Source organism: Paenibacillus sp. FSL H7-0735 (assembly GCF_038008505.1).
Taxonomy (GTDB): domain Bacteria; phylum Bacillota; class Bacilli; order Paenibacillales; family Paenibacillaceae; genus Paenibacillus_AQ; species Paenibacillus_AQ odorifer.
This window is the reverse complement of record NZ_JBBOZH010000001.1, coordinates 3,328,997-3,352,625: the sequence shown is the minus strand read 5'-3', so window position 1 is coordinate 3,352,625 and position 23,629 is coordinate 3,328,997. Positions and strand designations below refer to the sequence as shown.

Below are 23,629 nucleotides of genomic sequence, written 5' to 3'. Positions count from 1 at the left end.
CATATCATAATTCATGAACTGCTAACTCGTCAATGGTAAATTTAGAAATGTCAAGCGGAGCTCCCTTTACACCAAACAACTCCTTATAAAAACTCTTCCACGCGAGGAAGCTTATCTTTAAGCTGGCGGACGTTAGTCTCAAGCCTCAGAATAACCTCTTCCAATTCTTTTGGATCAATGCCTCGGGAAACAGGTACCTGGATTACCTCTGTTTTGGTTTCTGCCTTTAATTCCCGCATTTCCAGCTGCTGCTCTTGCCATTTATCCATCAGATCAGCGATCGTCGCATAGAAACGTTCGTAATCCTTGATTACGCTGTCCAGAAATGTATCTACTTCCTCCGCATCGTAGCCACGCAGCTTCATGCTGAATTCTTTTTCATGTATGGTTAGAGCGTCTAATGTGATGCCGAGTTGACTGAACAGCTTCCGCTGTTTGTCTAACCGACGTTTCATATGTTCATCCATCTTTTGCTACCTCCAAGTATATACTGCAATCATCCGGCAGTAACCATTATAACAGGGTGAGAGCATCCTGAAAATATTACTATAGTTGCAGTTCTAATAGTTGTCCACAACAGCTTTATTCAAAATGCCTAAGCAGCGGTCAAGATCTGTCTTTACCTGCTTTTTATATAACTTTGCTTTCTCTTCTCCATCTGAAGTGAAATGGTAAAGTACGATTTCTTGAAAATCCACTTTAGGGTCATTGCCTTTCAGCTGCTTGGTACGATATAAAATCCCTTGCTGCACCAGCTCATGCAGGGCGCGATAGATTTCACTCTGTGGAGGGGAATAACCATGGGCTTTGAAATCCCGACGTAAATCCTCCAGCATTTGATATCCGTAACCGCGGTGTTGTTCTACCATTGTTATAAGATACACCTTGATAAACGCTCGTTGAGCAATCATAAACGCCATATAAACCCTCCTCATGTTGTAAATGTTGTTGGCTAATCTTTCCTTCTAATACTCTAGTATAAGCACTATTTTCCAACTTTCACAACCTGAAATTTGATAGAGGGTTCACTTATTCCGTTGTTTATAGAGATTTGGTGGGATACAGGATGATTTATATGGATGTGAGTAGGGAGAGTTTAGTTTTTTGTGGTTTTCTATTGTGAATTTTTCATATGATGAAAGTACGGAATAAATGGCTGTACATCGTTGATTGCGTTGAATGATTCCTCGAAGAAGTAGGTCCGCATACTTCAGCACGCCCCCCCTCCCATTCTTTGTTGGTTTGATCAGTTTTGCTCGTTCGAGCTACTGTTTTTGCTTGTTGGAGCTACTATCGGACCCCATTGACTCTATTCGCCGCTTTTCCCCACTTTTGGTGTGCTATCGGACCTCATGGGCTCTATTGGCATAAAAAGTAACATTTATACAGCTATTCTTGGGGAATAGCTGCACTGGAGTCCGATACTACTCTGTAAAAGCTTAATATTTGCAAATAGCGTCTTCTGGGTCCGAAAGCTTCAGCGAGAACCAAACTCTATCTGAATCCACATGCTTCAGCACGTTCCCCTCCCATTCAATGTTTGATTTGGTCAGTTTTGCTCGTTCGAGCTACTATCGGACCCCATTGACTCTATTCGCTGCTTTTACCCACTTTTGCTGTCCTATCGGACCCCATGGGCACTATTGGCATAAAAAGTAACATATATACAGCTGAACTAGAGGAATAGCTGCACTGGAGTCCGATACTACTCTCAAATAGCTAAATATTTGCAAATAGCGTCTTCTGAGTCCTCAAGCTTCAATAGAACATCGATCCACAAAACGAAACGCAAAAAAGCGATCCTCCAGTTATTGAAGAATCGCATTCCAAGTAGCCTCTCCTAATCACTATTTCATAGCGTTTTTCTCCATAAATTCATCCTTCGTCAATCCAAACAAAAGTAAGTCTAAATACTGTCCATTTGTATAAATTACTTTCCGGCGCACGCCTTCTTGGACACAGCCCACTTTTCTGAGCATAGCTGCTGAGGGTTCGTTACCTTCGAGCGCACATTCGTTAAACTTGTTGAGTCTTAGCTCCAAAAAAGCATACTTCAACAGGATGTTGATAGCTCTTGTCCCATACCCCTTACCTCGATGATCTCTATCCACTTGCACGCCTATACTGAACGTACCATTTTTCTCGTCTATGCTATTAAGATTTACTCCACCCACATATTCGCCATTTAGATTCTCGATCGTAAACATCAGCCGCTGTGATGAGAATTCTGCAAATGTATCTACAAATTTTCGGGATTCAGCTATGGTAGGTGGTAGTTCAACAGTACACTCTAAAAGTCGCCGCGCTGGTGTATCGAAACGGTTGATGTAATGACCTTCCCAATCCTCTTCCTGAACGGATCTTAGTCTTATTTTCTCATCCTGCCAAAAATAATGAGTGTAATCTACCTCTCTCATCTTGTACCTCCGAGTTTAATAATTTAGAGATTATGATAACACATCTACAGGATTATATTGGTATAGTATTTTTAAAATCAACTTTACGGTTTAAAAGCATAGTATTATATATTCATAAAACGCGATTCCCGAAATCATCTGAAATAGAGGTATATACTATGAATGAATATCAATTGATTAGCGATTATAAACACATCGATAAATATAAGCTTAGCTTCAATTCTTTAGCCCAATCGATCTTTGGTATTGATTTTAAACCTTGGTATGAACAAGGGGGCTGGAATGACAAATATATTTGTTATTCCTTTATCGATGAAGATCACGTCATTGCGAATGCATCTATTAATAAAATGACTATTCTCATCAACAAAAAAGAATACAACGCCATCCAAATTGGGACGGTGATGACACATCCTGATTATCGTATGCAAGGTTTATCCAGAAAATTAATAGACCACATTATCGCTAAGTACGAACATGAATACGACTTCCTCTACTTATTTGCTAATGAGCGCGCTTTGGATTTTTATCCTAAATTCGGGTTTGAACGCATGCAAGAAAGCAGCTTTTCACTTAACGTTGCTCATCTTAGCAATCAGCCAACTACAACCTACTCTGTGCGGCCTTTATCTATAGGTAACCCCGTTGATTTTAGCATGATCAAAAATTTTGCAGTCAAAAGAACACCGGTATCCTCCGCGCTAAGTGTGATAAATAATGAACATCAGCTGCTGTTTTATTTTATTCTTCCTTTTCATGATTCCTTTTATTATATTGAAGAGGCTGACGTTATTGTGATCTTTAAACATGAGGATCATCAGCTTCATATTTTTGATATTATCAGTACAACAAGTTTTGATATCAACACAGTATTGAAAAGCATTATTTCTCCGGAAACTGAGGTTATACATTTTTATTTCACACCAGATTATCCAATCGATCAAGTTAAGGCAGAATTAATTCCCCAGAGTGAAGATACCTTATTTATACGTCCGCTATTAAAAGAACTCCCTCAACATTTCATGTTTCCTATTACCTCTCATGCCTAGTTAACGAAAAGAAAGGCTGCCACATGGCAGCCTTTCTTAATCGTGCATAGGAATATACATACTCTGTATCTCTTGTACTCCAGGGACAAATCCCAAATTTAAATAAACAGACTCCGCGTCATTACCTTCCATGACATATAACCTTAGGATCGGATACCTATCTTTCAGGAGATTAAGTCCTCTTTTCAACATCCGTGTAGCAATCCCTTTTCCTCTGTAAGCAGGTATTACACCAATACTGTAAACTGCTGCGTAATCATCTTGTAAACCCAAGAGACAATTCGCAATTAGCTGTCCCGATTTCTTATCATACACAAGCGTGGACGCTGTAAGTAATACTTCATTTGTATAATTAGGTTCTTCACTTGGGATAAAATCTTCATAAGAGAATTTCTTTCTTCTTGTTGCCTCAAGACTTCCATCAAAGCTCGCATAGTTACATTCGGCGATCTGCTCTTCAAGAATAAATCGTTTAGCGCCCATACCATTATCTTCGATCTGAGGACTTTCAATCCTTAACTCTTCGTTCCATTCGACCTCAAAATGATCTGTAGGACGGTGCATCCAACGGCATCTGAACTCATCAGGCCAAAACCCTGCCCGCGCAAATAATTGAACCTGGTCTGGCAGAACCTCGAAGGTTTTTATAGGTTTTGTGCTATCTGACCAATAAATCAAAAGCTTTTTTAATAGCTTCAGCACCACAAATGTATCGTTAAAAGGTGGAATAACAAATAAATGATATATCCGATTAGGCGACATCCTTACTCCACCTATTTTTGACTCACCTCTATAGATCCAAAAAGCGTTTCTTTGGGCAGAATTGAACCCTTCTTCTTTAAAAAAACCATTATATTGCATATTATAATAAATGGAACAGTACAGTCCCCATTCTTCCGAGTCTGCCATACGAATAGAATAATCATTATTTAAGTCATATGAAATCTCGTATTCAGACCATGCCATTAATTGCATTTACATTTCCTCCTCGCTAGTCCTATCACCTTCTGTATTCCATAGTATCACTTCTTAAAGTAAATGTTTGGTAATAAACTGTTATATTAATCTTTTGCCGATTTAAAGCAAATGCTTTTCTTTTATCATAGAAACGGCTTGTACCCGGTTTTTAACCTCAACGATTAGCATAGGGGTGAAAGATTCTCTCAATTGCAGCATGCAAATTTAACCAGAACCGTACAAGATGGTTATCTGCAAGTTCCAGTGACAACCATGCAACCTCATCGGAATGAGTGCGAGCCCATTCAGCCGCAAGTGTCGTTTTTCCAAATCCAGCTGAGGCGGCAATAAGCGTTACTTTAGCACGGTTTTCATCCATGAGTTTGGACATTAATCTTATGCGCTGAACATAATAAGGAGCCTGCTTTGGAATGGTGACTCGTGAGGCAATTATAGATTGTTGAGAATAAGTGAGCGCACGTTGGTTCGGTGTAGGAGAATTCATTGGAACCTTCCTCTTTTTAAAAAATTCAATTTTTAACCATCTATTAAGTACTAACATAACATTGTAGCTTTCTGACGTCCAATATCTAAAAAAAAGACCGCCAATTGGCAGTCTTTTTTCTAATATATTCTCGAGCATAACCAAAAAGCAGAACCCACTGCGAGAATGCCTGCCATAGTTACAAACAGGACATACCCTTTCTTTGTTCTAGTAACGGCGTGCTTATCATAAAACTCTGGTTTTCGAACAATTCCAAACCATAGATCAGCAATTAAATTCACGACTACTAAAGAAAAATTCTTTAATTTACTCATGTCATCTCTCCTTCTACATGTAAGGATTCATCTCTCTAACCCTTCAAGCTCTGAGCAAAACCTGACCTCCATGACGGGTAAGATGGGCTCCATCCGTAATCCATTCGAGCTTTTGTATTGGACGCCCCCCGTTCCCAGCCTTCTCTGCCCATTTGCGAAGCAGGTCCAGGAGCTCCCAAGAGTTCTGAAAAAACAGGCATCCAATCTATTCCTCGCGCAGGTTCATTGTCCACAATATTGACTGGACCAGAAGGCCAGTTCAGAGCAAGCGCCGCCGCGTTAGCTGCATCCTCCACATGAAGGAATGACGTAACTGCTTCTGTTGCTGTCAGTCTTCCATGCCGAATTTCTTCTGTCATTAATCCTGCAGAATCATACCAAGTCCCTTGGCCGTACAACATTCCGTACCGCAAAATCACATGATTAGGAATCTCAGCGACTGCTTTTTCAAGGGAGCGGATACCCTCAATGGTTCTCATCCGTGATTCAGAAGCATTAGTATCTAATGGAGTATTCTCCGTGGCAGGTCCCTCACCAGCTTCATATGCCCAAGAGATACTTTGGGCAATGATCTGTTCAACCCCGGATGCCAATGAAGCATCGACAATATTTCGTGTTCCTTCTATTCTTATCCTTGAATTATCTGCAAAATTCCGCTGACTTAGTGAAGTCAGCTGATGAATCACCACTTCAGGTTGAGCTGCGCGAATAGCCGCAAATATAGACTCACGCTCATACACATCCGCGATTACCGCTTGTGCCCCAATGCTCTCAAGGATTGTTTTGTTTTCTTCTTTATGGGTCAGACCGATAACCTCATGCCCCGCTTGAAGTAACTTAGGAAGCAATAGCCGTCCAATCACACCTGCAGCACCTGCAACAAAGATTTTCATCTATTCCCTCCTTTTTGCTGTACCGTATCTTATGGCATAGCTAGAGTTAAAGCATAATTTGAATGATTATCCATATGATACCACATATGCAAAAAAGACTGCACCTCACAGCATGCTAAGAGGTGCAATCTTTGAGTTGAATCATTATCATAAAGTGTTTTTATCCAAAAATAGCAGCTTGTCTTTTATAAAGATCTTCCAATACCAAGCAAGCCATTGCTTCAACAACCGGCACGATTCTCGGACAGATACATGGATCATGTCTGCCCTCCGTTTTAATCTCTACTTCTTCACCATTCGTGTTTATGGTCTGTTGAGTAACAGAAATCGATGATGTAGGTTTTACACTTATTCGAAAAATAATTTCTTCTCCTGTGCTAATTCCGCCTATAATCCCACCGGAATGGTTACTAAGAAATCCATCCTTATTCATCGCGTCATTATGTTCACTTCCAAGCATAGAGGCCGCTTCGAATCCTGCTCCAAACTCTATTCCCTTTACAGCACCGATAGATAACATCGCTTTAGCTAACTCTGCATCCAATTTATCAAATACGGGTTCTCCAAGACCCGGAATAACCCCTCTAATCCGACACTCCACGATACCTCCACAGCTGTCTCCAATCGAAGCTAAGTGTTCAATTTTTTTAATCATTTCAGCTCCTGCCTTAGCATCACAGGCGCGGACTGCATTTTGTTCAATGACATCTTCATCAAAGGTTTGGCACTTAATCCCTCCGACCTCTTGCGTGTAGGCCAGTACCTCAACTCCTCTTCTTTCAAGCAGTTTCCGAGCGATCGCTCCGCCAGCTACTCTTGCCGCTGTTTCCCTGCCTGATGCCCGCCCACTGCCTCTATGATCGCGAATTCCGTATTTCTGCAAAAAAGTATAATCCGCATGGCCGGGTCTAAATGAATGCTGAATATCGTTATAGGCCTCCGGTTTCATATCTTTGTTGTACAGGACCACAAAGAGTGGAGTTCCGGTTGTTTTCCCTTCGAATACTCCTGATTGTATTTGCACAACATCATATTCCTTACGCGGTGAAGTTACTGAGGACTGGCCTGGTTTCCTTCTATCCATCTGTTTCTGGATATATGCTTCATCAATTTCAACATTAGGTGTAACTCCATCCACTATGACCCCAACCGCTGCACCATGTGACTCTCCAAAGGTAGTAATCTTAAATACTTCCCCAAATGTGTTACCTGCCATAATATTCAAACCTCCATTGCCGACTCTTTTATTATTTATCTATCCAAATTATAATAAGATTGTTGCAATTAATGAAATCACATTTTCAATAGACTGTCATAGAGGTGATCTATATCAAATTCTTTAATCTTGAATGGTATCGCATTTTTTTATATACGGCTCGTTACAAAAATCTAACAAAGGCTGCAAATGAATTGCATATTACACAGCCATCCGTAAGTTATGCCATTAAACAAATGGAGGATTCTTTAGGACTCAAATTATTTCATCGTTTATCTAAAGGTGTAGAGCTAACTGAGGAAGGACTGGCGTTATTGGAATATGTTGAGCCCTCTTTAGTCATGCTGGATTCTGCACAAAAGCATCTTCACAATCTAAAGCAGTTAAACGAAGGAGAAGTTCGGATTGGAGCGAGTGATTCCCTTATTAAAAATCTTTTGCTTCCGCAATTGAACGCATTCCACAAACAATATCCCGGTATACGAATTCGGCTATCACACGGAAAAACGCATGAGATCACCAAACGTTTGAAAGAAGGCGAAATAGACTGTGCGCTCGTCCATATGCCTATTGACGATCCACAATTAAATATTCAGACGCTTGCCACCCTTGAAGATTGTTTTGTAGTGGGACGAGCCTTTCAGCAACTGGCAAACCGTTCGCTTACGGCGAAAGAACTTGCAGAGTTACCTTTTATTTTATTATCCCCAGAAAGCAGCACCAGACTGTTTGTTGATCATTGGTTTGCTGGTAAGGGTTTGTCCGTTAAACCAGATATAGAGCTGGGCAGCATCGATTTACTCTCTGAATTCGCAAGACTTGGTTACGGGGTAGCGTTTATTAGCCGTTCTTTTGTAAATGAGGAGATTCAAAAAGAAGAACTTTTCGAGCTGCAATTAGATGATCCGCCTCCACCCCGGAATATAGGATTCGCAATCCGTCGCGATATGAGGTTATCCGTAGCAGCTGATTCTTTCGTCCGCATGCTTCGTATCCTTGATTAAGATCGTGCACGTAGCAGCACATACGGACACTGCGGAACGGGGCATATGCTTAGCAACCATAAGGACGCTGCGGAACGGGGGATTTCGTAGCTGCATAAGGACTCTAGGGAACCCTGCATGTACGTAACAGCATTAGGACACAGCGGAACGATGCACATCCAGCATAAGGACACAGTGATCGGGTACGCATACATAGCAGTACAATGACAGCACGTGCGTAGCAGTATTAAGGACACTGCGAAATGGGGCACGTTCGGAGTTGCAATCCGATGCGAATACTCTGTAGCATAAGGACACTGTGATCGGGCGCTTACGTAGCAATACAAGGACAGCACGCGCGTAGCAGCATAAGGACACTCCGAAACGATGCAGGTACGTAGTGGGAAAGGACACAGTGATCGGGCGTGTACGTAGCAGTACAAAGACAGCACGTGGCGGAGCAGCATAGGGACACTCCGAAACGATGCAGGTACGTAGTGGGAAAGGACACAGTGATCGGGCGTGTACGTAGCAGTACAAAGACAGCACGTGGCGGAGCAGCATAGGGACACTCCGAAACGATGCAGGTACGTAGTAGCAAAGGACACAGGGGACCTTAAACGCAATATTATTCAATATTTGGAGCCCTATCGGACCCCATTGCAGCTATTGGCATAAAAAACAGCAAATATGAGCCTCATTCTATAGAATAGCGTCCATGGAGTCCGAAATCCTGCTGCAAAGGCTAAAAATTAGCCAATAGCGTCCTCTGGGTCCCTATGCCTCAAAAGTGGATGAGTTATGGGGGATTCCGGGTGGCGCGATGGACTAATAACGCAAAGGAGCGATTCTCCATTAATCGGAGAATCGCTCCTTGTAACCTTTTACCGCTTTTAAAGCAGGTTATTATAATGTTTATATTTTATCGCGGTTGTAGACTTCAGCCGTCCGATCCGCTCTGTTAGCCATCGAATTTCCTAGTCTAGTGTCTTCGTTATAGACGCCTTCGTAACGCTGAGTATTCAGCGAACGGTTGCCGCGGAACACATCATGCGCTTGATAGCCGCGTCCATTATCATCGACTAGTACAAGGATTTTGCCGCTTTCCACATACCCTTCGTACTCTTTAGCCTCATCCTCAGGAATACCGAGTCCGATCAAGCCGCCGACTAATCCACCTGCGCCTGCACCAACTGCTGCACCTGTAAGGGTAGCAACTATAGGCCCTGCCGCCAGGATCGGTCCAATCCCCGGAATCGCCAATGCTCCGATCCCTGCTAATAATCCGGCAACGCCGCCAACTACACCACCTGTAGCAGCGCCTGTCGCCACTCCTTCTGGAGCTTTTGTGCCTGTATCCTCTGAGATGTTTCTAAGCTCATCACGATCACGTGTGATTACTGATATTTCATCATTACTAAATCCTTGATTGTGAAGTCCTTCAATTGCTCTGGTTGCTTCTTGTTCTGTGTCGAAAATACCTACGATTTTTTTAGTCACTTGAAGCCCTCCTTAGTAATTGTCTTCGCTAGTAATTACCCTTTAAACGGGAGACCAAACATCTAAGGGAAATTCAAGAGCATATGTACCATAAATTATTTTACGGGACGTGTACGATTAGTCGGAATGGCCTGTAATGGGTCATCTGGCCAATAGTGCTTCGGATACCGTCCTTTCAGATCTTTTTTGACCTCAAAATAGGTCCCCCGCCAAAAACTTGCTAGATCAGAGGTTACCTGCACAGGTCGTCTAGCTGGTGACAAAAGATGCAGCAATACCGGCACCTTTCCCCCTCCAATTCGAGGTGTGTCCAGCTGTCCAAACATCTCTTGCAATCTTACTGCCAATACCGGGGCAGCAGGATTAGTATAATCTACGGGCACACGCGAGCCACTAGGAACAGATATATGTGTAGGTGCTTCCTTTTCCAGCATCTGCCTCTGATTCCAGTCCAACATCCCCTCAAGCACCCGTGCTAACGGTACACGCTGAAGGTCGCGGAGGTTCCTCATACCCTGAAGATATGGCAAAAGCCATTCATCCAACGTAGCAATTAAAGCAACATCTGAGACATCCGGCCAATCTGAACGTAAGGTATGCATAAACATCAAACGTTCGCGAAGCTGTAAGGTTCCCTTCTCCCACGGTAGGATTTCAATGCCATCTGTAGCGATGACACTTAACAGTACGTTTGCCGTTTCTTCCGCGGAGGGTCTTTCATGTGAAGTTTCTTTTAAGACCAACGCGCTGAGCATTGTGCGACGACGTTTCTTCACACTCCCACTTTCTTTATCCCAATACACATCCGCTTCTTCTGTGATGCGGTCTGCATGATAGGTAAGCAGTTGTCTTTCTTCTATCTCAGCTGCCAGCATAATTGCGCCCTGTGTAGCGCGATCATCGATCGAAGCAGCTACGATAAAAGATGACCGGGCCAGCGGTTGTCCTTCCCGCATGGCCGCCCCCCGACCGGAGGAGAGCAGAAACGCGCCATCGCCGCGTTTCTGCCCGATCCGGTCGGGATAGGCGAACGACAGAAGCAGCCCGCAGCGGCTGATGTCGTTCACGTTCTCGCCCGGCGCGGCTTGCAGCTGCGCCAGGAAAAGGCGGCTCTCGCGCTGCACAGCGCGCAGAGCTGCCTGGTCCGCTCCGCCGCTATCAGCGGAGCGCTCGAACCGGAGCAGCGCCTCAACGCGGAGCGTGAGGTCGCAATCTAGGGCCGCGGGACCCTTGAAAAGGTCCCGCTCTTGCAGCAGCGCCGCCAGCCGGCAGGCGAGCGGTGCTGCGCCAAGCTCTGCCGCGCGCAGCAGCATATGCGCGGCTCGCGGGTGCGCGCCAAGCGCGGCCATGCTGTGGCCGTGCGGCGTAATGGCGCCGCCGGCGTCCAGCGCGCCGAGCTGGCGCAGCAACGCGGTGCCCTGCGCATAAGGCGCAGCGGGCGGCGCGTCAAGCCAAGATAGCGCGGCAGGATCGCGCACGCCCCACAGCGCCAGCTCCAAAGCAAGCTGCGCAAGGTCCGTCTGCATAATCTCCGGCACATTGTCATCCGGAAGTCGATTATGCTCCTCCTGACTCCACAGCCTGTAGCACACGCCTGGGGCTGTCCGTCCGGCACGTCCCCGCCGTTGATCCGCGGAGGCTTTTGATACCGGGACCGTCGTAAGACTCGGCATTCCTGTGCGTGGTGAGAATACCTGTGTACGGCGTTGCCCTGTATCAATCACCGTTCGCACGCCTTCAATCGTTAGACTTGTCTCAGCTATAGAAGTCGCAAGCACTACTTTTCGTTCACCTTGAACAGATGCAGCCACGGCTGCATCTTGGATATTTTGTGGCAGCTGACCATATAAAGGGCGAATAATTGCCGGAACTGGCAAGCTCCCATTTTCCAACTCACTTTGAGTTCTGCGTATTTCTCTTTCCCCCGGTAAAAAGACGAGAATATCTCCGGGTTGTTCAGCAAGCGCATGTCTCACAGCAGCTGCAGCAGTTTTTTCCAGTGGAAGATTCCCAGTAGTTGGCACATAGATTGTTTCTACAGGATAGGTTCTGCCCGGACAATTTACTACAGGCGCATCCCCTAGTAAAGCAGACACCCGCTCACTGTCCAAGGTAGCTGACATGATAAGAATCCTTAGATCCTCCCGCAACACAGCCTGTGCTTCCAGTGCAAGGGCAAGTCCCAAATCCGCATGAAGACTGCGCTCATGGAACTCATCAAAAATAACTAAACCCACATCACCCAAAGAAGGATCGCTTTGCAGCATTCTCGTTAATACTCCTTCAGTGACTACAACAATCCGCGTATTTTTGCCTACTTTAGTGTCATTCCGCATCCGATAACCTACCGTCTGTCCAACACTTTCTCCAAGGCAGGATGCCATGTAAGTGGCGGCAGATCTAGCAGCAAGCCTTCTAGGCTCTAACATTAAAATGCTTTTACCCGCCATCCAGGGTTCGTCCAAAAACGCCGGAGGCGTTCCAGTTGTTTTGCCTGCACCCGGTTCAGCGATAAGTACTGCTGCCTGCGCAGTGTTAAGTATGTTTTTCAGGTCAGGAAGCACCTGTATAATCGGAAGTTGTTTCATTCTATCTCTCCATCGTCTATAATCATATGTTATAATTTTCCTAGAAGTTATCTTAGATCATCTTCATCATGTGTGAAAAAACCTTAAAGATCAAGACTTACCATTCATACCCTCTATAATATTAATAAGGAGACTTACTATGATATTCGTAACAAAAGCTACAATTTCAGATCTACCCATGCTAACCAAAGTAGACAGCAAGATCATTGGCAATGAAAGCCGCAAATCGAAGATTGAAAAATATATCAATCATGAGCAGTGTTACGTAGCATCGCATAATGGAACGCTTGTAGGATTTGCTTGCTACGATACCACCTTTTTCGAATGTTGTTTTATTCAGCTGGTCATTGTGGATCCTGAGTTCAGACGCCTAGGCATAGCCAAAACACTCCTTAGCTACATCGAGGAACAATGCCCAACCCCCAAGCTTTTCACCTCTACCAATGAATCCAATACGATCATGCAGCAACTATGTCTTTCTCAAGGGTTTGTTAAAAGCGGAGTCATTGAGAATTTAGATGATGGCGACCCGGAATGGGTTTATTTCAAACAAATTAGATGAGCATACATGATTAGTTACACACAACAAGCAAAAAGGCAGCTCTTCTGTCTAAAACGACCAAGAGATGCCTTTTTATTTTACACTATTTATTCTGATGTCCAAATGACCGTAGGTATTTAGGCAGTAACCTAACCAGCATTAATCCTCTTCCTTTATCATCTGTCCGTGTATTTGAGCACTGTATTGCATAAAAGCAGGGTTACTATCCAAGCCGCGTTCACGTAATAGCTCCTGTAGACGCAGTCTTTTCATAGACAGTTTTGACCGCAGAGCCTTGCCCTCACTGGTTTCTGCACCTCCGCTATTATGACACGCCGCTAGCAATCCTTCCAACGTAACACATTCAGCTCGCAGAGAGATTTCCTCAGGCACAAGTCCGGAGTTCTTCATGATTTTAAAAGACATCCGTAATTCTTCTGGCACACCTGATAAATCCTCAAGCTCCAGCGGCTTGCCATGCCCAGGTAAATCTCGAAATTCCCCGTTACGCATAGACTCCTGAATCCGCTGCTCAGCTAACCAAGACATCATCCCCATATACGCAGCCTCCTTCACCAATGCCACACTATTATCAACCCTGCCTAATCAAAAGTATATTTTACGGAATTGCGTTAATTTTAGCATAAAAGACTTAGGATTTGCATCAAGCTACCGGAATGCTTTCTCAGATTTTGCCTATACGTTAACTATAGGTGTGGCGAGCTATTCACTCAAATGCTCCTTGCCCCTCGTCGCACAGTTGAGCAGCTCGGACTCTGTAACTATCGTATGCTAAGTATATTCTAAGTCCATAACCGTAACGTTAGAGCACACTCGCCTCAGGGAAACGTTCGGACTCAGATGACCTTATTTCACAAATTCAGTCCATTTCGCTGTACTATCGGACCTAGTTGCAGCTATTCGCTCATATGTGCCCTACTTTTAATCAAAATCACAGCGATAAGAGCTATGCAGTCCGATACTGCTAATAAACACACGAAAAACACCAAATAGCTGCAATACAGTCCGCAACGTCAGCGCAAACTCTCCTCTACAAATCGATCGGACTCAGCAGCTCTTGCTCGTATACTACATCCTTTACGCCTTCGTTACATCCTCGTCGCAGCGTTCGGACCCAGTAGCCCTTATTTTGCAAATTCATGCCTTTTTGCTCTGCTATCGGACTCAGATTCAGCTATTCGCTCAAATACACCCTACTTTTGTTCAAAGTCGCGGCGATAAGAGCTATGCAGTCCGATACTGCTAATAAACACACGAAATACACCAAATAGCTGCAATACAGTCCCATTCATTAGCACACACTCGCCACCGTGAATCGTTCGGACTCAGATGACCTTATTTCACAAATTCAGTCCATTTCGCTGTACTATCGGACCTAGTTGCAGCTATTCGCTCATATGTGCCCTACTTTTAATCAAAATCACAGCGATAAGAGCTATGTAGTCCGATACTGCTAATAAACACACGAAAAACACCAAATAGCTGCAATACAGTCCGATACATTAGCGCACACTCGCCACCGTAAAACGTTCGGACCCTGGAGCTCTTGCTCGTATACTACATCCTTTATTATACATTCATTACATCTTCGTCTCCATTGATCGTTCGGACCCAGAAGCCCTTATTTCGCAAATTCATGCCTTTTTGCTCTACTTTCGGACTCAGATGCAGCTATTCGCTCTAACACACCCTACTTTTGTTCAAAGTCGCGGCGATAAGAGCTATACTGAAGCTAGAATAAAAAGTGGACAGTAGTTAACAGACTGGCGATAATGAGTCCACGGAGGTGTGTTCACATGGGAGAACATCGACAACGGTATAACGAAGAATTTAAAAAACAGACAGTGCAGTTCATTCAAGAGCAAACAAAGACAGTGGGCGACTTGGCGGAAGAGCTCAACATCCCAAAAAGTACCCTGCATCAATGGATGAGCCAGTATCGAGAACTAAAGAATGAACCGGCAGCTAGCGTGGATCGAGTACGGGAACTCGAGGCACAGTTGAAAGAAATGAGCCGACAACTTCAAGAAAAAGATAACAAGATTGCTGATGTGGAAGAGGAATTAGCGATCGTAAAAAAAGCAGTGCACATCTTCAGCAAACCAAGGAACTGAGATTCCAGTTTATTGAAAAACATCGCTCCGAGTTTCTCTTGGAGAAGATGTGCATGACCCTACATGTGTCACGGAGCGGGTACTACAAGTGGCGGACAGAAAAAACCAGTACGCATATGCTTCGTAAGGCTGCGATAATGAAGCGAATTCAGTATCATTTTGCAGACCATCAAAAGCGGTATGGGAGTCCGAAGATCACCCGCCTGTTACATCAAGAAGGTTATACCGTTACCGAACGCACGGTGAGTGTGTACATGCGACATATGAAGCTTCGCTCCATTGTCTCCAAAACGTATCGCGTACAGACCACTGACTCCAATCATGACCATCCGATTGCCCCGAATACGCTGAACCAGCAATTTAAAATACTCAAACCCAATTCAGTATGGGTTACCGACATTACGTACATTCCTTGCCGGGGAGGGCGCTTGTACCTGGCTAGTGTAATGGACCTTTGCACGCGCGAAATCGTGGGGTGGCGCTTGGAGAACCATATGGAAACTAGCTTAATTTCGGGCGCCTTACAAGATGCTTACGAAGCTAAACAACCGGAAAAGGGTCTATTACATCACTCCGATAGAGGTTCTCAATATACTTCTCATGAATACAGGCAGCAGTTGAAAGCGTATGGCATGGAGTCCAGCATGAGCCGCAGAGGTAACTGTTATGATAACGCCTGTATCGAGTCGTGGCACAGCATTTTGAAAAAGGAGCTCATTTATTGTAATCCACGATTCAAAACTAAGGAGCAAGCCTACCAGACACTTTTTCAATATATTGAGTTTTATTATAACCGCAAGCGAATGCATGGCGCGCTGGGGTATCTTTCTCCAGTTCGTTTTGCTGAGCAATTGACTAGAATGTCTGTTGCGTAACTGTCCACTTTCTTGACAGAGGTCCATACAGTCCGATACTGCTAATAAACACACGAAAAACGCCAAATAGCTGCAATACAGTCCGCAACGCCGATGCATCCTCGCCACCATAGATGCTACTATTTACTTCCGCCATTCATCACTCACTTATCACCTTCATCACTCACTTATCCCTGTCTTCACTCCCTTTCCCCCGTCTTACACACTTATCACCTTCATCACTCCCTTATCTCCGCCAACACTAACTCCGCGCCGTACGCAAATCGAGCTCGTGGACTTGCTTGTGACCTTATCTCTCCCGCTATTTTATTGCCCTCTATTCCCTATAAGATAGTCTTCTAACTCACAGCCCCATCGTGCAATTAACACAGGCGATTGCTATACTCTTTCTAATGAGCCTCAACTCAATAAAAAAAGGACTACCGCAGTAGTCCAAAGGAGAAATATAAATGTTAGCTAACATCCAAAAAGAAGATCAACATTATGTCGCTCGTTTCGAACGCCAGTTAAAGCATTCCGCAACTGAGATTTGGTCCTATTTGACCGAAAATGAGAAGCTTGCCTTATGGTTCTCTGAATTAAAAATCGAGGACCTGCGTGAAGGCGGACTTATAAAGTTTGATATGCAAAACGGAACGTTTGTGGATATGAAAATTACTGAGCTACAGCATCAATCTACTTTTGAGTTTACATGGGCTGAGGATCTTGTTCGTTTTGAGTTATACCCTAATTCAGAAGGCTGTTTACTCATCTTGAATGAAACACTACAGACGCTCACCTCGCATACACCACGAAATCTCGCTGGCTGGCATGTTTGTCTAGAAGTGATCCAGCATCTTTTGGAAGGCACGACGCTGGAGTCACGGAAAGACGAATGGAACAAATGGTACGAGCATTACCGTGAAGCCATCTCGAAATTAGGATAACAAGGACTCCGCGCCGTCAATCACGATTTGCGCACCTGTAATATGGATAGATTCATCCGAAGCCAGAAAAGCAACGAGATCAGCGACATTATCCGGCTTGCCCGGTCCATCAGCCAAGGGTTGCGCTCCATCAGGGAATTCAATTGGAATGACGATTGCTTCCACATCTTCGCTCATTTCAGTGGTTTCATCTATATTCGTAGCAATAGCCCCAGGGCAGATCACATTTACACGAATCTTAAACTTAGCAAGCTCGAGAGCTGCCATTTTGGCAAAAGCCACCTGTCCAGCTTTGGTAGTGCTATAAGTAGACCACCCAAAGCTGGCAAATCTAGTGTTCCCATTAATGGAACTAGTAATAATAATACTGCCTTTCCCTTTATCTTTCAGATGAGGAATGGTATATTTCAGGGTCAAAAAAGTCCCCGTCAAATTCACCGACATCGTACGCTCCCAGTCGCTCAAGCTTAGTTCTTCTATCGGGCCCACAGCACCATTAATTCCCGCATTAGCGAATACTACATCCACGCCTCCGAATTGTTCCACCGTACAACGTACGGCTTCCTCCATCTTTTTCTCATCCGAAGTATCTACCTCTATGGCCAGCGCGCAATCTTTTCGAAGCTTATTAAGCTTTTCTGCCAAGGAAGAGGTTCTTTCAAGATTTAAATCAAACAATGCTACATTTGCACCTTCCCGCGCCAGCTTAATAGCGGTAGCACGGCCAATTCCCGAGCCCGCTCCGGTTATAATCGCTGTTTTTCCAATAAATCTTTGTTTCTTAGATATGTTTGGGCTCATATGTAATCTCTCCTCTAATGTCTGTAAGATAAGCACTATGGATCAAGATTACCCAAATAAACCTGTAATGGAATCATCTCGTTCATAAATCTTCAGAATTTAGGCACGCCGCACAAAAAAATCTCCCCATTCAATAAGATGAGCGGAGAGTTTGTTTCGAATATTTTGATTTTTTTGATTGTTTCGATGTTTCGATTATTTCAATTCAATTGTCCAGCTTGCGTACGTCCACTTTTACAGTCAGTGTGCCTGCTCCGCCGCGATATACCCCTTTTACAGGTACTATATCTTTATAATCCCTTCCATGACCCAGCTTGATATAACGCCAGTTCACTTCAACATTATTCGTCGGATCAAAACCAAGCCAGCCCGTACCCGGAATATGGGTCTCCACCCAAGCATGTGAAGCCTGCTCGAAATTGGCATTGCTGCTCTGTAGATCACCGACAAAATGATATCCACTAACATATCTTGAAGGCAGACCCACACTGCGGCAGACAGCGATCATAAGATGAGCATAATCCTGACAGACACCCCGCTTGAGCTTCAGGGCTTTTTTTACCGTTGTATTTACGCTTGTTGCCTCAGGATCATAGGTGAACTGTTCATAAATCGTCGAAGATAACCTCAGAATCCATTGATACATATCTTCAGCTTCACTAAAAGGGTACTGTGAGGCGAACTCTACCAATTCAGGAGTCACCTCGGTATAACGGGTCGGCAAAATAAACTCAATGTACCGGTTCTGAAACTTCTCATCATTTAGCAGTTTAACTTGCTCTTCAAGGCTGGTTCGCGGAAGATCGGTACCTTGAGATTTATCCAGTGTTACTACAGTAGCTTTCGTATGGATTACCATTTCCGTATGTGGCTTATTAACTGAATAGGCATGCACCCGATTACCAAAGAAATCCTCATACGTTAATAGATTAGCTGCCGGATATACTTCAACCTCGTGGTGATAACAGGATTGCCGATAGTTGGTGCGAGGGGTGAGTCTGATTTCATTGACACTGTCCGTAACCGGCTCTGGATAACTGTATGTGGTGGTGTGATTGATTTGAATCTTCATACAGATACTCCTTCTCGCCGAAAAAAGGCGCCCTCCATCGTTTTGCCCAGTCTCTGGCAAGATATTACGAGTGATTGCAGTACATCTTCCACCAGCTCACCGGACATTTCTTCTTTCTCCATATAATCCAGCTCTGCCTTCAGCTTTCCTGCTTGACGGATGACCTTCTCATGACCTGAGCCTTTTTCTGAGGAATCCAGTTCAAGCCTAGCTAAATGTTCTTCCAGCTGGTGAAAAGAAAAGCGGATCGAACGTGGGAATTTGGGATTCGCGATCAAAAAATCTAAAATGCTCTCCGGTGACATGGCATCTGCATAATAACGGCGAAACGCCTGATACCCACTTACGGATTTCAGCACAGCCTGTAACTGAATATAGATTGCATTAAGCTCTTTGAAACGGCAAGAGGCTATAACTGCCTGCAAAATACGCGTCGTATTCTCGGCCCGTTCCAAAAAACGGCCGCTCTCTATAAAGTGCCATTCATTCCCTCTAAGCATTACGGATTGTTCTGCTCCTAGAAACATAGCTGCACGTTCCTTCACCTGCTGGTAGAAATGATGTGGACCACTCATAATATCAGCAACTGACCGCTCACCAAGCCATAGATTAAAGCTGTTGACGACATCCCATAGCTCACTTGGAAGATGCTGGCGCAGTGTGCGAAGATTATTTCTGGCATGATGTACGCAAGAGAATAATGAATTCGAATTGCCTAAATCAAGTGTAATAAAGGATAACACGTCCTGTTCAGAAAAGGTTTCGAACTGCTGTAAATATTCACTTCGAACCCCTAATGCATCGATAAGCCTCGACCATTTATGTCCTTCTTCCTGAAAATCCTCTTCCTGCTGGATATGATAATGTACATTGATTAGCCGCGCATGATTCTCTGCCCTTTCAATATATCGGCCGATCCAGAATAAAGCCTCCGCATTTCGATTCAGCATCTTTAGCCACTCCTTTATCCTCCAAATTGATGCTGCATATTTTTGATTCACAATCAAGGCTTACAAGATAATAGATCACGCCATAACCCAAGTATCCTTTACGCCACCACCTTGCGAGGAATTCACAACCAATGAACCTTCTTTCATAGCCACTCGTGTTAATCCGCCAGGTATGACATGTGGCTTCCGGTCTGCGCCCATTAATACAAAAGCCCGAAGGTCGATATGCCGGGGTGCCATAGTGCCTCCCGACAATACGGGTGCTCTGGACAAGGACATAATTGGCTGTGCCACATAACGGTCCGGATCGGCAATAATTTTCATTCGGAACTCGGCTAATTCTTCTTTGGTTGCCTCGCTTCCGATCAACATCCCATATCCTCCGGATAATGAGGTTTCCTTAACAACCATTTCGGATAGGTTCTCAAGAACATACAGGCGTTCATCGGGTCTGGACAACAAATACGTCGGCACATTGCCAAGGATCGGCTCTTCATTCAGATAATAACGAATCATATCCGGTACATAGACATACATCGCTTTATCATCTGCAACACCGGTTCCCGGAGCATTAGCAATCGCTATGTTGCCTGCCCTATAAGCATTCATAAGTCCTGCTACACCCAGTAAAGAATCAGGTTGAAAGGCTAGCGGGTCAATGTAATCATCGTCCAACCGACGATACAGCACATCCACTCTACGTAGTCCGTTCATTTCTTTCAGATATATTTTGTGATCCTTTGTTACCAAATCTCGTCCTTCGACCAAATGTATACCCATCTGCTGTGCCAAAAAAGCATGTTCATAATATGCAGAATTGTATTCTCCAGGCGTTAGGAGTGCTATAACCGGATCTGACCTCCTTGATGGAGATAGACTACGAAGCACGGATAAGAAGCGATTTAAGCTATGATCTACATCTCGGATGGAGCTGGCAAAGGACAATTCAGGAAACAATTGATTCATAAGTGTTCTGCCTTTAAAAAGATAGGAAAAGCCGGAGGGTGTTCGCAGGTTGTCTTCAAGTACATAATAATGCCCATCGTGATGGCGGATCAGATCGATTCCTGAGGTGGTGATGTAAGCTCCACCGGGCACTCGCAGACCTGACATTTCTGGCCGGAAGTAACAGTTGGAAATAATCATACGCCTAGGGACGATGCCATCTTTAACAATGTATTGCTCATGGTAGATGTCATGAATGAACAAATTCAAAGCTGTGATACGCTGAATTATTCCAGCTTCTAGCCTCTCCCACTCATTCTTAGGGATTATACGTGGAATCATATCGAAGGGGATCGTTCGCTCCATAGGATGATCTTGAGCTGGATTGTAAAGCGTAAAGGTAATTCCTTCTTCCATCATCCTACGCTGCATTAAATTTTGCTTCCCTTGCAGCTCTTCGGAGCTCATTCCGGAAAACATGCGGTTCACATGTCTGTAGTGCGGCCGGACATTCCTCTTATCAGCATACATTTCATCGAAAAAATGCTGTAATGGATACGGAGACAGACCTGGCAGAGGATCTAATTTGGACATGAGCCCGACTCCTTTCGATAGATGTAATCTTTGTTAACAACTTATACTTTCATTTCAGAAAACATCCATGAAAATATTGGTTTATATTCTCATAATACGTAAATCTACTTGTTCATGTCAACATATATAACAGAGAAATGTGATTCCAGAGGTATTTGTATTTTTTGGAATCGCTTCCTTTCTCTCTTATATAGGTTGCCGGAGATGAAATGTACATTCATCATTGAATTGTATGCAGGAAGTGTGACAAGCATTACTATTATGAATTTTTCATATAATGTATTTTTTATATAGTTGCCTGTGGATGTGGATTCATTGAGTATGGTATAATTTGTTGCGATGGGAGAGTGACCTATGGAGCACAAATATACTATGTCAATTGAGCAGGAAGAGCTTAGGCGGAATCACATTTATCTGTTATTTGGTCTATCGGAAGCGGGGTCAATGAAGGTAGCCCTTAGTCATTTAGGTTATCGCCATTTAATACGAGTACTTTCATTTAATGAGACATTCTCTGCTGGACCGTTGCGTGAATTACATAATAATGAAGGATATCATACCCGTGAGTTATGGTTTCAGGAACGATTTCCGGATCATGGTTATCATCTCAATCCCCAGCACAAACTGGAAGCCGTGATACAGACCTTAAAAGAAATTCCCGAGGACAAAAAAATCACTATTTGGTGCGGAGACAACTCCCATGATCAGACAGGTTTACGATTTGCGCTTTCTATTCTTAATGAGAGGACGCAACCTATTCATGTTATTGATCCCGTCAAGGCTTATAGGGAGGTTGCCGCTCCATTTGAAATCGGCTTATATCCCAGAGCACTTAGTCAGCTCCCAAACGAAGCTGTGCAAAAAATTATAAAAATTACCGAAAACACACCCCCTATTACCTCCGCTCAAAGAAAACAGTATGAACTAGAGTGGCAAAAAATAAGCAACACCGAGGATATGCTTAGAGTTTGGGTTGATGGCCAGCTTATGAATGTTCCCGAGAGTTACTATGACGAAGAAATTCTTTCTTTAATTCTGCAACTTCAACAGTGTGAGGAAAGAGAAGGCTACGTAAATGCAGGTCTGATTGTAGGCGCAATTATAGGGCAATGGAATTTGTATATCAGTACCTCATTCATAGAATATCGCTTCTGGAGGCTAGTTAGTGAGGGAAAGCTGTTATTTAAAGGGATCCCTTACGCGATGCATTTATACTTTCTAAGAGTCGCTTAGCAGTTGCTACAAAATGACGGACAAACCCTTTATAAAAAAGAAAAGGAATGCCCTCCTAAACTAAATATAGCTTCGAGGACATTCCTTGTAAATATGACTTCTTTATGATTATATTGTGCCGTTGATTACACTTGCTCTTCCGATTCTTCTGACTCTTCTTCCTCGGCAATTAATCCGGCAAAAAGAGCATGTACGAACTGCTGCGAATCAAATGGCTGCAAGTCTTCCATTTTTTCTCCAAGACCTACAAACTTCACCGGTAAATTCATTTCCTGACGAATCGCTACAACGATTCCGCCTTTAGCCGTACCGTCCAGCTTCGTCAAAACCAAGCCGGTGACGCCACTCTTTTCACCAAATAACTTGGCTTGTGTAAGTGCATTTTGACCCGTCGTAGCATCTAACACCATCAGTACCTCATGTGGAGCACTTGGAATTTCTCTTTGAATGACGCGGAAGATTTTGTTGAGCTCTTCCATCAGATTGCTTTTATTCTGCAGTCTGCCAGCAGTATCGCAGATTAAGATATCCACGTTGCGCTGTTTAGCCGCTTGCACCGCATCGTACATTACAGCCGCCGGGTCAGAGCCTGCTTGTTGTTTAATGACATCTACGCCTGCGCGTTGGCCCCAAACCTCAAGCTGCTCAATCGCTCCGGCACGGAACGTATCCCCTGCAGCCAAAAGAACTTTTTTACCTTCTTGTTTGTAACGATGAGCCAGCTTGCCGATGGTAGTCGTCTTGCCCACGCCATTAACCCCAACGAACAAAATAACTGTAATTCCATTCGGATTTTCCTTCAGGCTGTTATCATCATCTCCGCGCAGCAGCTCCATAAGCTTACGGGACAAAATCGGCTTCAGCTCGGCAGCATCTTCAATCCGATTTTGCTTCACTTCGGCACGCAAATCCTCGACAAGGGTCATAACAGTGTTTACACCCACGTCTGCACCAATTAAAATCTCTTCCAGCTCTTCGTAGAACTCTTCATCTATCTTTTTGCGGCGGATGATAAGGTCGGAGACCTTCTCTACAAAACCTTTACGGGTTTTCTCTAATCCGTCGCGGAATTGTTTCGTTACACTTTCCGTTTTGCCGGAAATGCTTTCTTTTAATTTTCTAAAAAAGCTCATTT

General features: G+C 44.0%; 24 protein-coding genes. 7 read left to right on the top strand and 17 right to left on the bottom strand.

Translation table 11 applies throughout. The features are described from left to right. Positions 1-83 precede the first annotated feature (83 nt). From NSS82_RS15210 to NSS82_RS15200, 3 genes are all read right to left on the bottom strand, one after another. A complete protein-coding gene (locus NSS82_RS15210; protein WP_036686669.1) occupies positions 84-467 on the bottom strand; it encodes a DivIVA domain-containing protein in 384 nt (127 codons plus the stop codon). Between the two features lie 93 nt (positions 468-560). Further along, positions 561-920, bottom strand: coding sequence for a helix-turn-helix transcriptional regulator (locus NSS82_RS15205; RefSeq protein WP_036686667.1), 360 nt, complete (start codon positions 918-920; stop codon positions 561-563). A 927-nt stretch (positions 921-1,847) separates the two neighbouring features. After that, positions 1,848-2,417, bottom strand: coding sequence for a GNAT family N-acetyltransferase (locus NSS82_RS15200; RefSeq protein WP_076273400.1), 570 nt, complete (start codon positions 2,415-2,417; stop codon positions 1,848-1,850). Between the two features lie 158 nt (positions 2,418-2,575). Between NSS82_RS15200 and NSS82_RS15195 the strand changes: the two genes are divergently transcribed. After that, positions 2,576-3,466 carry a GNAT family N-acetyltransferase gene (locus tag NSS82_RS15195; RefSeq protein WP_340960296.1) on the top strand — a complete coding sequence of 297 codons (891 nt, stop codon included), beginning with the start codon at positions 2,576-2,578 and terminating at the stop codon, positions 3,464-3,466. A 36-nt stretch (positions 3,467-3,502) separates the two neighbouring features. Here the strand turns inward: NSS82_RS15195 and NSS82_RS15190 are convergent, their stop codons facing one another. The 5 genes from NSS82_RS15190 to aroC all read right to left on the bottom strand — a co-directional run bounded on the left by NSS82_RS15190 (position 3,503) and on the right by aroC (position 7,351). Continuing rightward, positions 3,503-4,441, bottom strand: a complete 939-nt coding sequence (locus tag NSS82_RS15190; protein WP_076273398.1) for a GNAT family N-acetyltransferase — start codon at positions 4,439-4,441, stop codon at positions 3,503-3,505. A 157-nt stretch (positions 4,442-4,598) separates the two neighbouring features. Then, positions 4,599-4,928: a hypothetical protein gene (locus NSS82_RS15185; protein ID WP_076273397.1), complete on the bottom strand. Its 330-nt coding sequence runs from the start codon at positions 4,926-4,928 to the stop codon at positions 4,599-4,601. Positions 4,929-5,047: 119 nt separating this feature from the next. Then, a complete protein-coding gene (locus tag NSS82_RS15180) occupies positions 5,048-5,242 on the bottom strand; it encodes a hypothetical protein (RefSeq protein WP_036686658.1) in 195 nt (64 codons plus the stop codon). Positions 5,243-5,277: 35 nt separating this feature from the next. Next, positions 5,278-6,135, bottom strand: a complete 858-nt coding sequence (locus tag NSS82_RS15175; RefSeq protein ID WP_038570616.1) for an NAD-dependent epimerase/dehydratase family protein — start codon at positions 6,133-6,135, stop codon at positions 5,278-5,280. Positions 6,136-6,295: 160 nt separating this feature from the next. Continuing rightward, on the bottom strand, positions 6,296-7,351 hold the full coding sequence (gene aroC, locus NSS82_RS15170) for a chorismate synthase (RefSeq protein ID WP_036686655.1): 1,056 nt from the start codon (positions 7,349-7,351) through the stop codon (positions 6,296-6,298). A gap of 104 nt (positions 7,352-7,455) precedes the next feature. On the opposite strand from aroC, the gene NSS82_RS15165 reads away from it, so the two are divergent. Continuing rightward, the gene (locus tag NSS82_RS15165) at positions 7,456-8,355 is read left to right on the top strand and encodes a LysR family transcriptional regulator (RefSeq protein ID WP_256717296.1); all 900 of its coding nucleotides are present in this window, start codon (positions 7,456-7,458) and stop codon (positions 8,353-8,355) included. Between the two features lie 894 nt (positions 8,356-9,249). Here NSS82_RS15165 and NSS82_RS15160 read toward each other — a convergent pair. Further along, the gene (locus NSS82_RS15160; protein ID WP_051491471.1) at positions 9,250-9,834 is read right to left on the bottom strand and encodes a general stress protein; all 585 of its coding nucleotides are present in this window, start codon (positions 9,832-9,834) and stop codon (positions 9,250-9,252) included. Between the two features lie 95 nt (positions 9,835-9,929). Beyond that, entirely contained in the window at positions 9,930-12,422 is a 2,493-nt protein-coding gene (hrpB, locus tag NSS82_RS15155) for an ATP-dependent helicase HrpB (protein ID WP_076273396.1), read from the bottom strand. A 139-nt stretch (positions 12,423-12,561) separates the two neighbouring features. Here hrpB and NSS82_RS15150 point away from each other — a divergent pair, with 139 nt between their 5' ends. Next, a complete protein-coding gene (locus tag NSS82_RS15150) occupies positions 12,562-12,984 on the top strand; it encodes a GNAT family N-acetyltransferase (protein ID WP_036686651.1) in 423 nt (140 codons plus the stop codon). A gap of 138 nt (positions 12,985-13,122) precedes the next feature. Here the strand turns inward: NSS82_RS15150 and NSS82_RS15145 are convergent, their stop codons facing one another. Beyond that, a complete protein-coding gene (locus NSS82_RS15145) occupies positions 13,123-13,521 on the bottom strand; it encodes a DnaJ family domain-containing protein (RefSeq protein ID WP_038570613.1) in 399 nt (132 codons plus the stop codon). 1,259 nt (positions 13,522-14,780) lie between these two features. On the opposite strand from NSS82_RS15145, the gene NSS82_RS15140 reads away from it, so the two are divergent. Together NSS82_RS15140 and NSS82_RS15135 are read left to right on the top strand one after the other, a co-directional pair. Then, positions 14,781-15,098 (top strand): transposase, encoded by a 318-nt coding sequence (locus NSS82_RS15140; protein WP_036683594.1) that lies wholly within the window; start codon positions 14,781-14,783, stop codon positions 15,096-15,098. Further along, the gene (locus tag NSS82_RS15135; RefSeq protein ID WP_143767984.1) at positions 15,047-15,973 is read left to right on the top strand and encodes an IS3 family transposase; all 927 of its coding nucleotides are present in this window, start codon (positions 15,047-15,049) and stop codon (positions 15,971-15,973) included. The genes NSS82_RS15140 and NSS82_RS15135 overlap by 52 nt, the downstream gene beginning before the upstream one ends. On the opposite strand, the gene NSS82_RS15130 is transcribed toward NSS82_RS15135, so the two are convergent. Next, the gene (locus NSS82_RS15130) at positions 15,954-16,109 is read right to left on the bottom strand and encodes a hypothetical protein (protein ID WP_341109828.1); all 156 of its coding nucleotides are present in this window, start codon (positions 16,107-16,109) and stop codon (positions 15,954-15,956) included. The genes NSS82_RS15135 and NSS82_RS15130 overlap by 20 nt on opposite strands. A gap of 313 nt (positions 16,110-16,422) precedes the next feature. On the opposite strand from NSS82_RS15130, the gene NSS82_RS15125 reads away from it, so the two are divergent. Next, positions 16,423-16,899 carry an SRPBCC family protein gene (locus NSS82_RS15125; RefSeq protein WP_076273821.1) on the top strand — a complete coding sequence of 159 codons (477 nt, stop codon included), beginning with the start codon at positions 16,423-16,425 and terminating at the stop codon, positions 16,897-16,899. Here NSS82_RS15125 and NSS82_RS15120 read toward each other — a convergent pair. From NSS82_RS15120 to NSS82_RS15105, 4 genes are all read right to left on the bottom strand, one after another. After that, on the bottom strand, positions 16,891-17,700 hold the full coding sequence (locus NSS82_RS15120) for an SDR family oxidoreductase (protein WP_036686506.1): 810 nt from the start codon (positions 17,698-17,700) through the stop codon (positions 16,891-16,893). The genes NSS82_RS15125 and NSS82_RS15120 overlap by 9 nt on opposite strands. Before the next feature lie 205 nt (positions 17,701-17,905). Next, positions 17,906-18,772 carry a transglutaminase family protein gene (locus NSS82_RS15115; RefSeq protein ID WP_036686503.1) on the bottom strand — a complete coding sequence of 289 codons (867 nt, stop codon included), beginning with the start codon at positions 18,770-18,772 and terminating at the stop codon, positions 17,906-17,908. Beyond that, entirely contained in the window at positions 18,769-19,722 is a 954-nt protein-coding gene (locus NSS82_RS15110; protein ID WP_036686637.1) for an alpha-E domain-containing protein, read from the bottom strand. Before NSS82_RS15110 ends, NSS82_RS15115 begins: the two co-directional genes overlap by 4 nt. 75 nt (positions 19,723-19,797) lie before the next feature. Then, the gene (locus tag NSS82_RS15105; RefSeq protein ID WP_036686502.1) at positions 19,798-21,261 is read right to left on the bottom strand and encodes a circularly permuted type 2 ATP-grasp protein; all 1,464 of its coding nucleotides are present in this window, start codon (positions 21,259-21,261) and stop codon (positions 19,798-19,800) included. Between the two features lie 354 nt (positions 21,262-21,615). On the opposite strand from NSS82_RS15105, the gene NSS82_RS15100 reads away from it, so the two are divergent. Continuing rightward, positions 21,616-22,494, top strand: coding sequence for a DUF1835 domain-containing protein (locus NSS82_RS15100; protein ID WP_076143984.1), 879 nt, complete (start codon positions 21,616-21,618; stop codon positions 22,492-22,494). Positions 22,495-22,619: 125 nt separating this feature from the next. On the opposite strand, the gene ftsY is transcribed toward NSS82_RS15100, so the two are convergent. After that, positions 22,620-23,627, bottom strand: a complete 1,008-nt coding sequence (ftsY, locus tag NSS82_RS15095) for a signal recognition particle-docking protein FtsY (RefSeq protein ID WP_036686498.1) — start codon at positions 23,625-23,627, stop codon at positions 22,620-22,622. Positions 23,628-23,629 lie beyond the last annotated feature (2 nt).

Excerpts from the sequence above, each read along its gene's own strand:
- NSS82_RS15210 (WP_036686669.1), bottom strand. The coding sequence starts at position 467 with ATGGATGAACATATGAAACGTCGGTTAGACAAACAGCGGAAGCTGTTC.
- NSS82_RS15205 (WP_036686667.1), bottom strand. The coding sequence starts at position 920 with ATGGCGTTTATGATTGCTCAACGAGCGTTTATCAAGGTGTATCTTATA.
- NSS82_RS15200 (WP_076273400.1), bottom strand. The coding sequence starts at position 2,417 with ATGAGAGAGGTAGATTACACTCATTATTTTTGGCAGGATGAGAAAATA.
- NSS82_RS15195 (WP_340960296.1), top strand. The coding sequence starts at position 2,576 with ATGAATGAATATCAATTGATTAGCGATTATAAACACATCGATAAATAT.
- NSS82_RS15190 (WP_076273398.1), bottom strand. The coding sequence starts at position 4,441 with ATGCAATTAATGGCATGGTCTGAATACGAGATTTCATATGACTTAAAT.
- NSS82_RS15185 (WP_076273397.1), bottom strand. The coding sequence starts at position 4,928 with ATGAATTCTCCTACACCGAACCAACGTGCGCTCACTTATTCTCAACAA.
- NSS82_RS15180 (WP_036686658.1), bottom strand. The coding sequence starts at position 5,242 with ATGAGTAAATTAAAGAATTTTTCTTTAGTAGTCGTGAATTTAATTGCT.
- NSS82_RS15175 (WP_038570616.1), bottom strand. The coding sequence starts at position 6,135 with ATGAAAATCTTTGTTGCAGGTGCTGCAGGTGTGATTGGACGGCTATTG.
- aroC (WP_036686655.1), bottom strand. The coding sequence starts at position 7,351 with ATGGCAGGTAACACATTTGGGGAAGTATTTAAGATTACTACCTTTGGA.
- hrpB (WP_076273396.1), bottom strand. The coding sequence starts at position 12,422 with ATGAAACAACTTCCGATTATACAGGTGCTTCCTGACCTGAAAAACATA.
- NSS82_RS15150 (WP_036686651.1), top strand. The coding sequence starts at position 12,562 with ATGATATTCGTAACAAAAGCTACAATTTCAGATCTACCCATGCTAACC.
- NSS82_RS15145 (WP_038570613.1), bottom strand. The coding sequence starts at position 13,521 with ATGGGGATGATGTCTTGGTTAGCTGAGCAGCGGATTCAGGAGTCTATG.
- NSS82_RS15140 (WP_036683594.1), top strand. The coding sequence starts at position 14,781 with ATGGGAGAACATCGACAACGGTATAACGAAGAATTTAAAAAACAGACA.
- NSS82_RS15130 (WP_341109828.1), bottom strand. The coding sequence starts at position 16,109 with ATGGCGGAAGTAAATAGTAGCATCTATGGTGGCGAGGATGCATCGGCG.
- NSS82_RS15125 (WP_076273821.1), top strand. The coding sequence starts at position 16,423 with ATGTTAGCTAACATCCAAAAAGAAGATCAACATTATGTCGCTCGTTTC.
- NSS82_RS15120 (WP_036686506.1), bottom strand. The coding sequence starts at position 17,700 with ATGAGCCCAAACATATCTAAGAAACAAAGATTTATTGGAAAAACAGCG.
- NSS82_RS15115 (WP_036686503.1), bottom strand. The coding sequence starts at position 18,772 with ATGAAGATTCAAATCAATCACACCACCACATACAGTTATCCAGAGCCG.
- NSS82_RS15110 (WP_036686637.1), bottom strand. The coding sequence starts at position 19,722 with ATGCTGAATCGAAATGCGGAGGCTTTATTCTGGATCGGCCGATATATT.
- NSS82_RS15105 (WP_036686502.1), bottom strand. The coding sequence starts at position 21,261 with ATGTCCAAATTAGATCCTCTGCCAGGTCTGTCTCCGTATCCATTACAG.
- NSS82_RS15100 (WP_076143984.1), top strand. The coding sequence starts at position 21,616 with ATGGAGCACAAATATACTATGTCAATTGAGCAGGAAGAGCTTAGGCGG.
- ftsY (WP_036686498.1), bottom strand. The coding sequence starts at position 23,627 with ATGAGCTTTTTTAGAAAATTAAAAGAAAGCATTTCCGGCAAAACGGAA.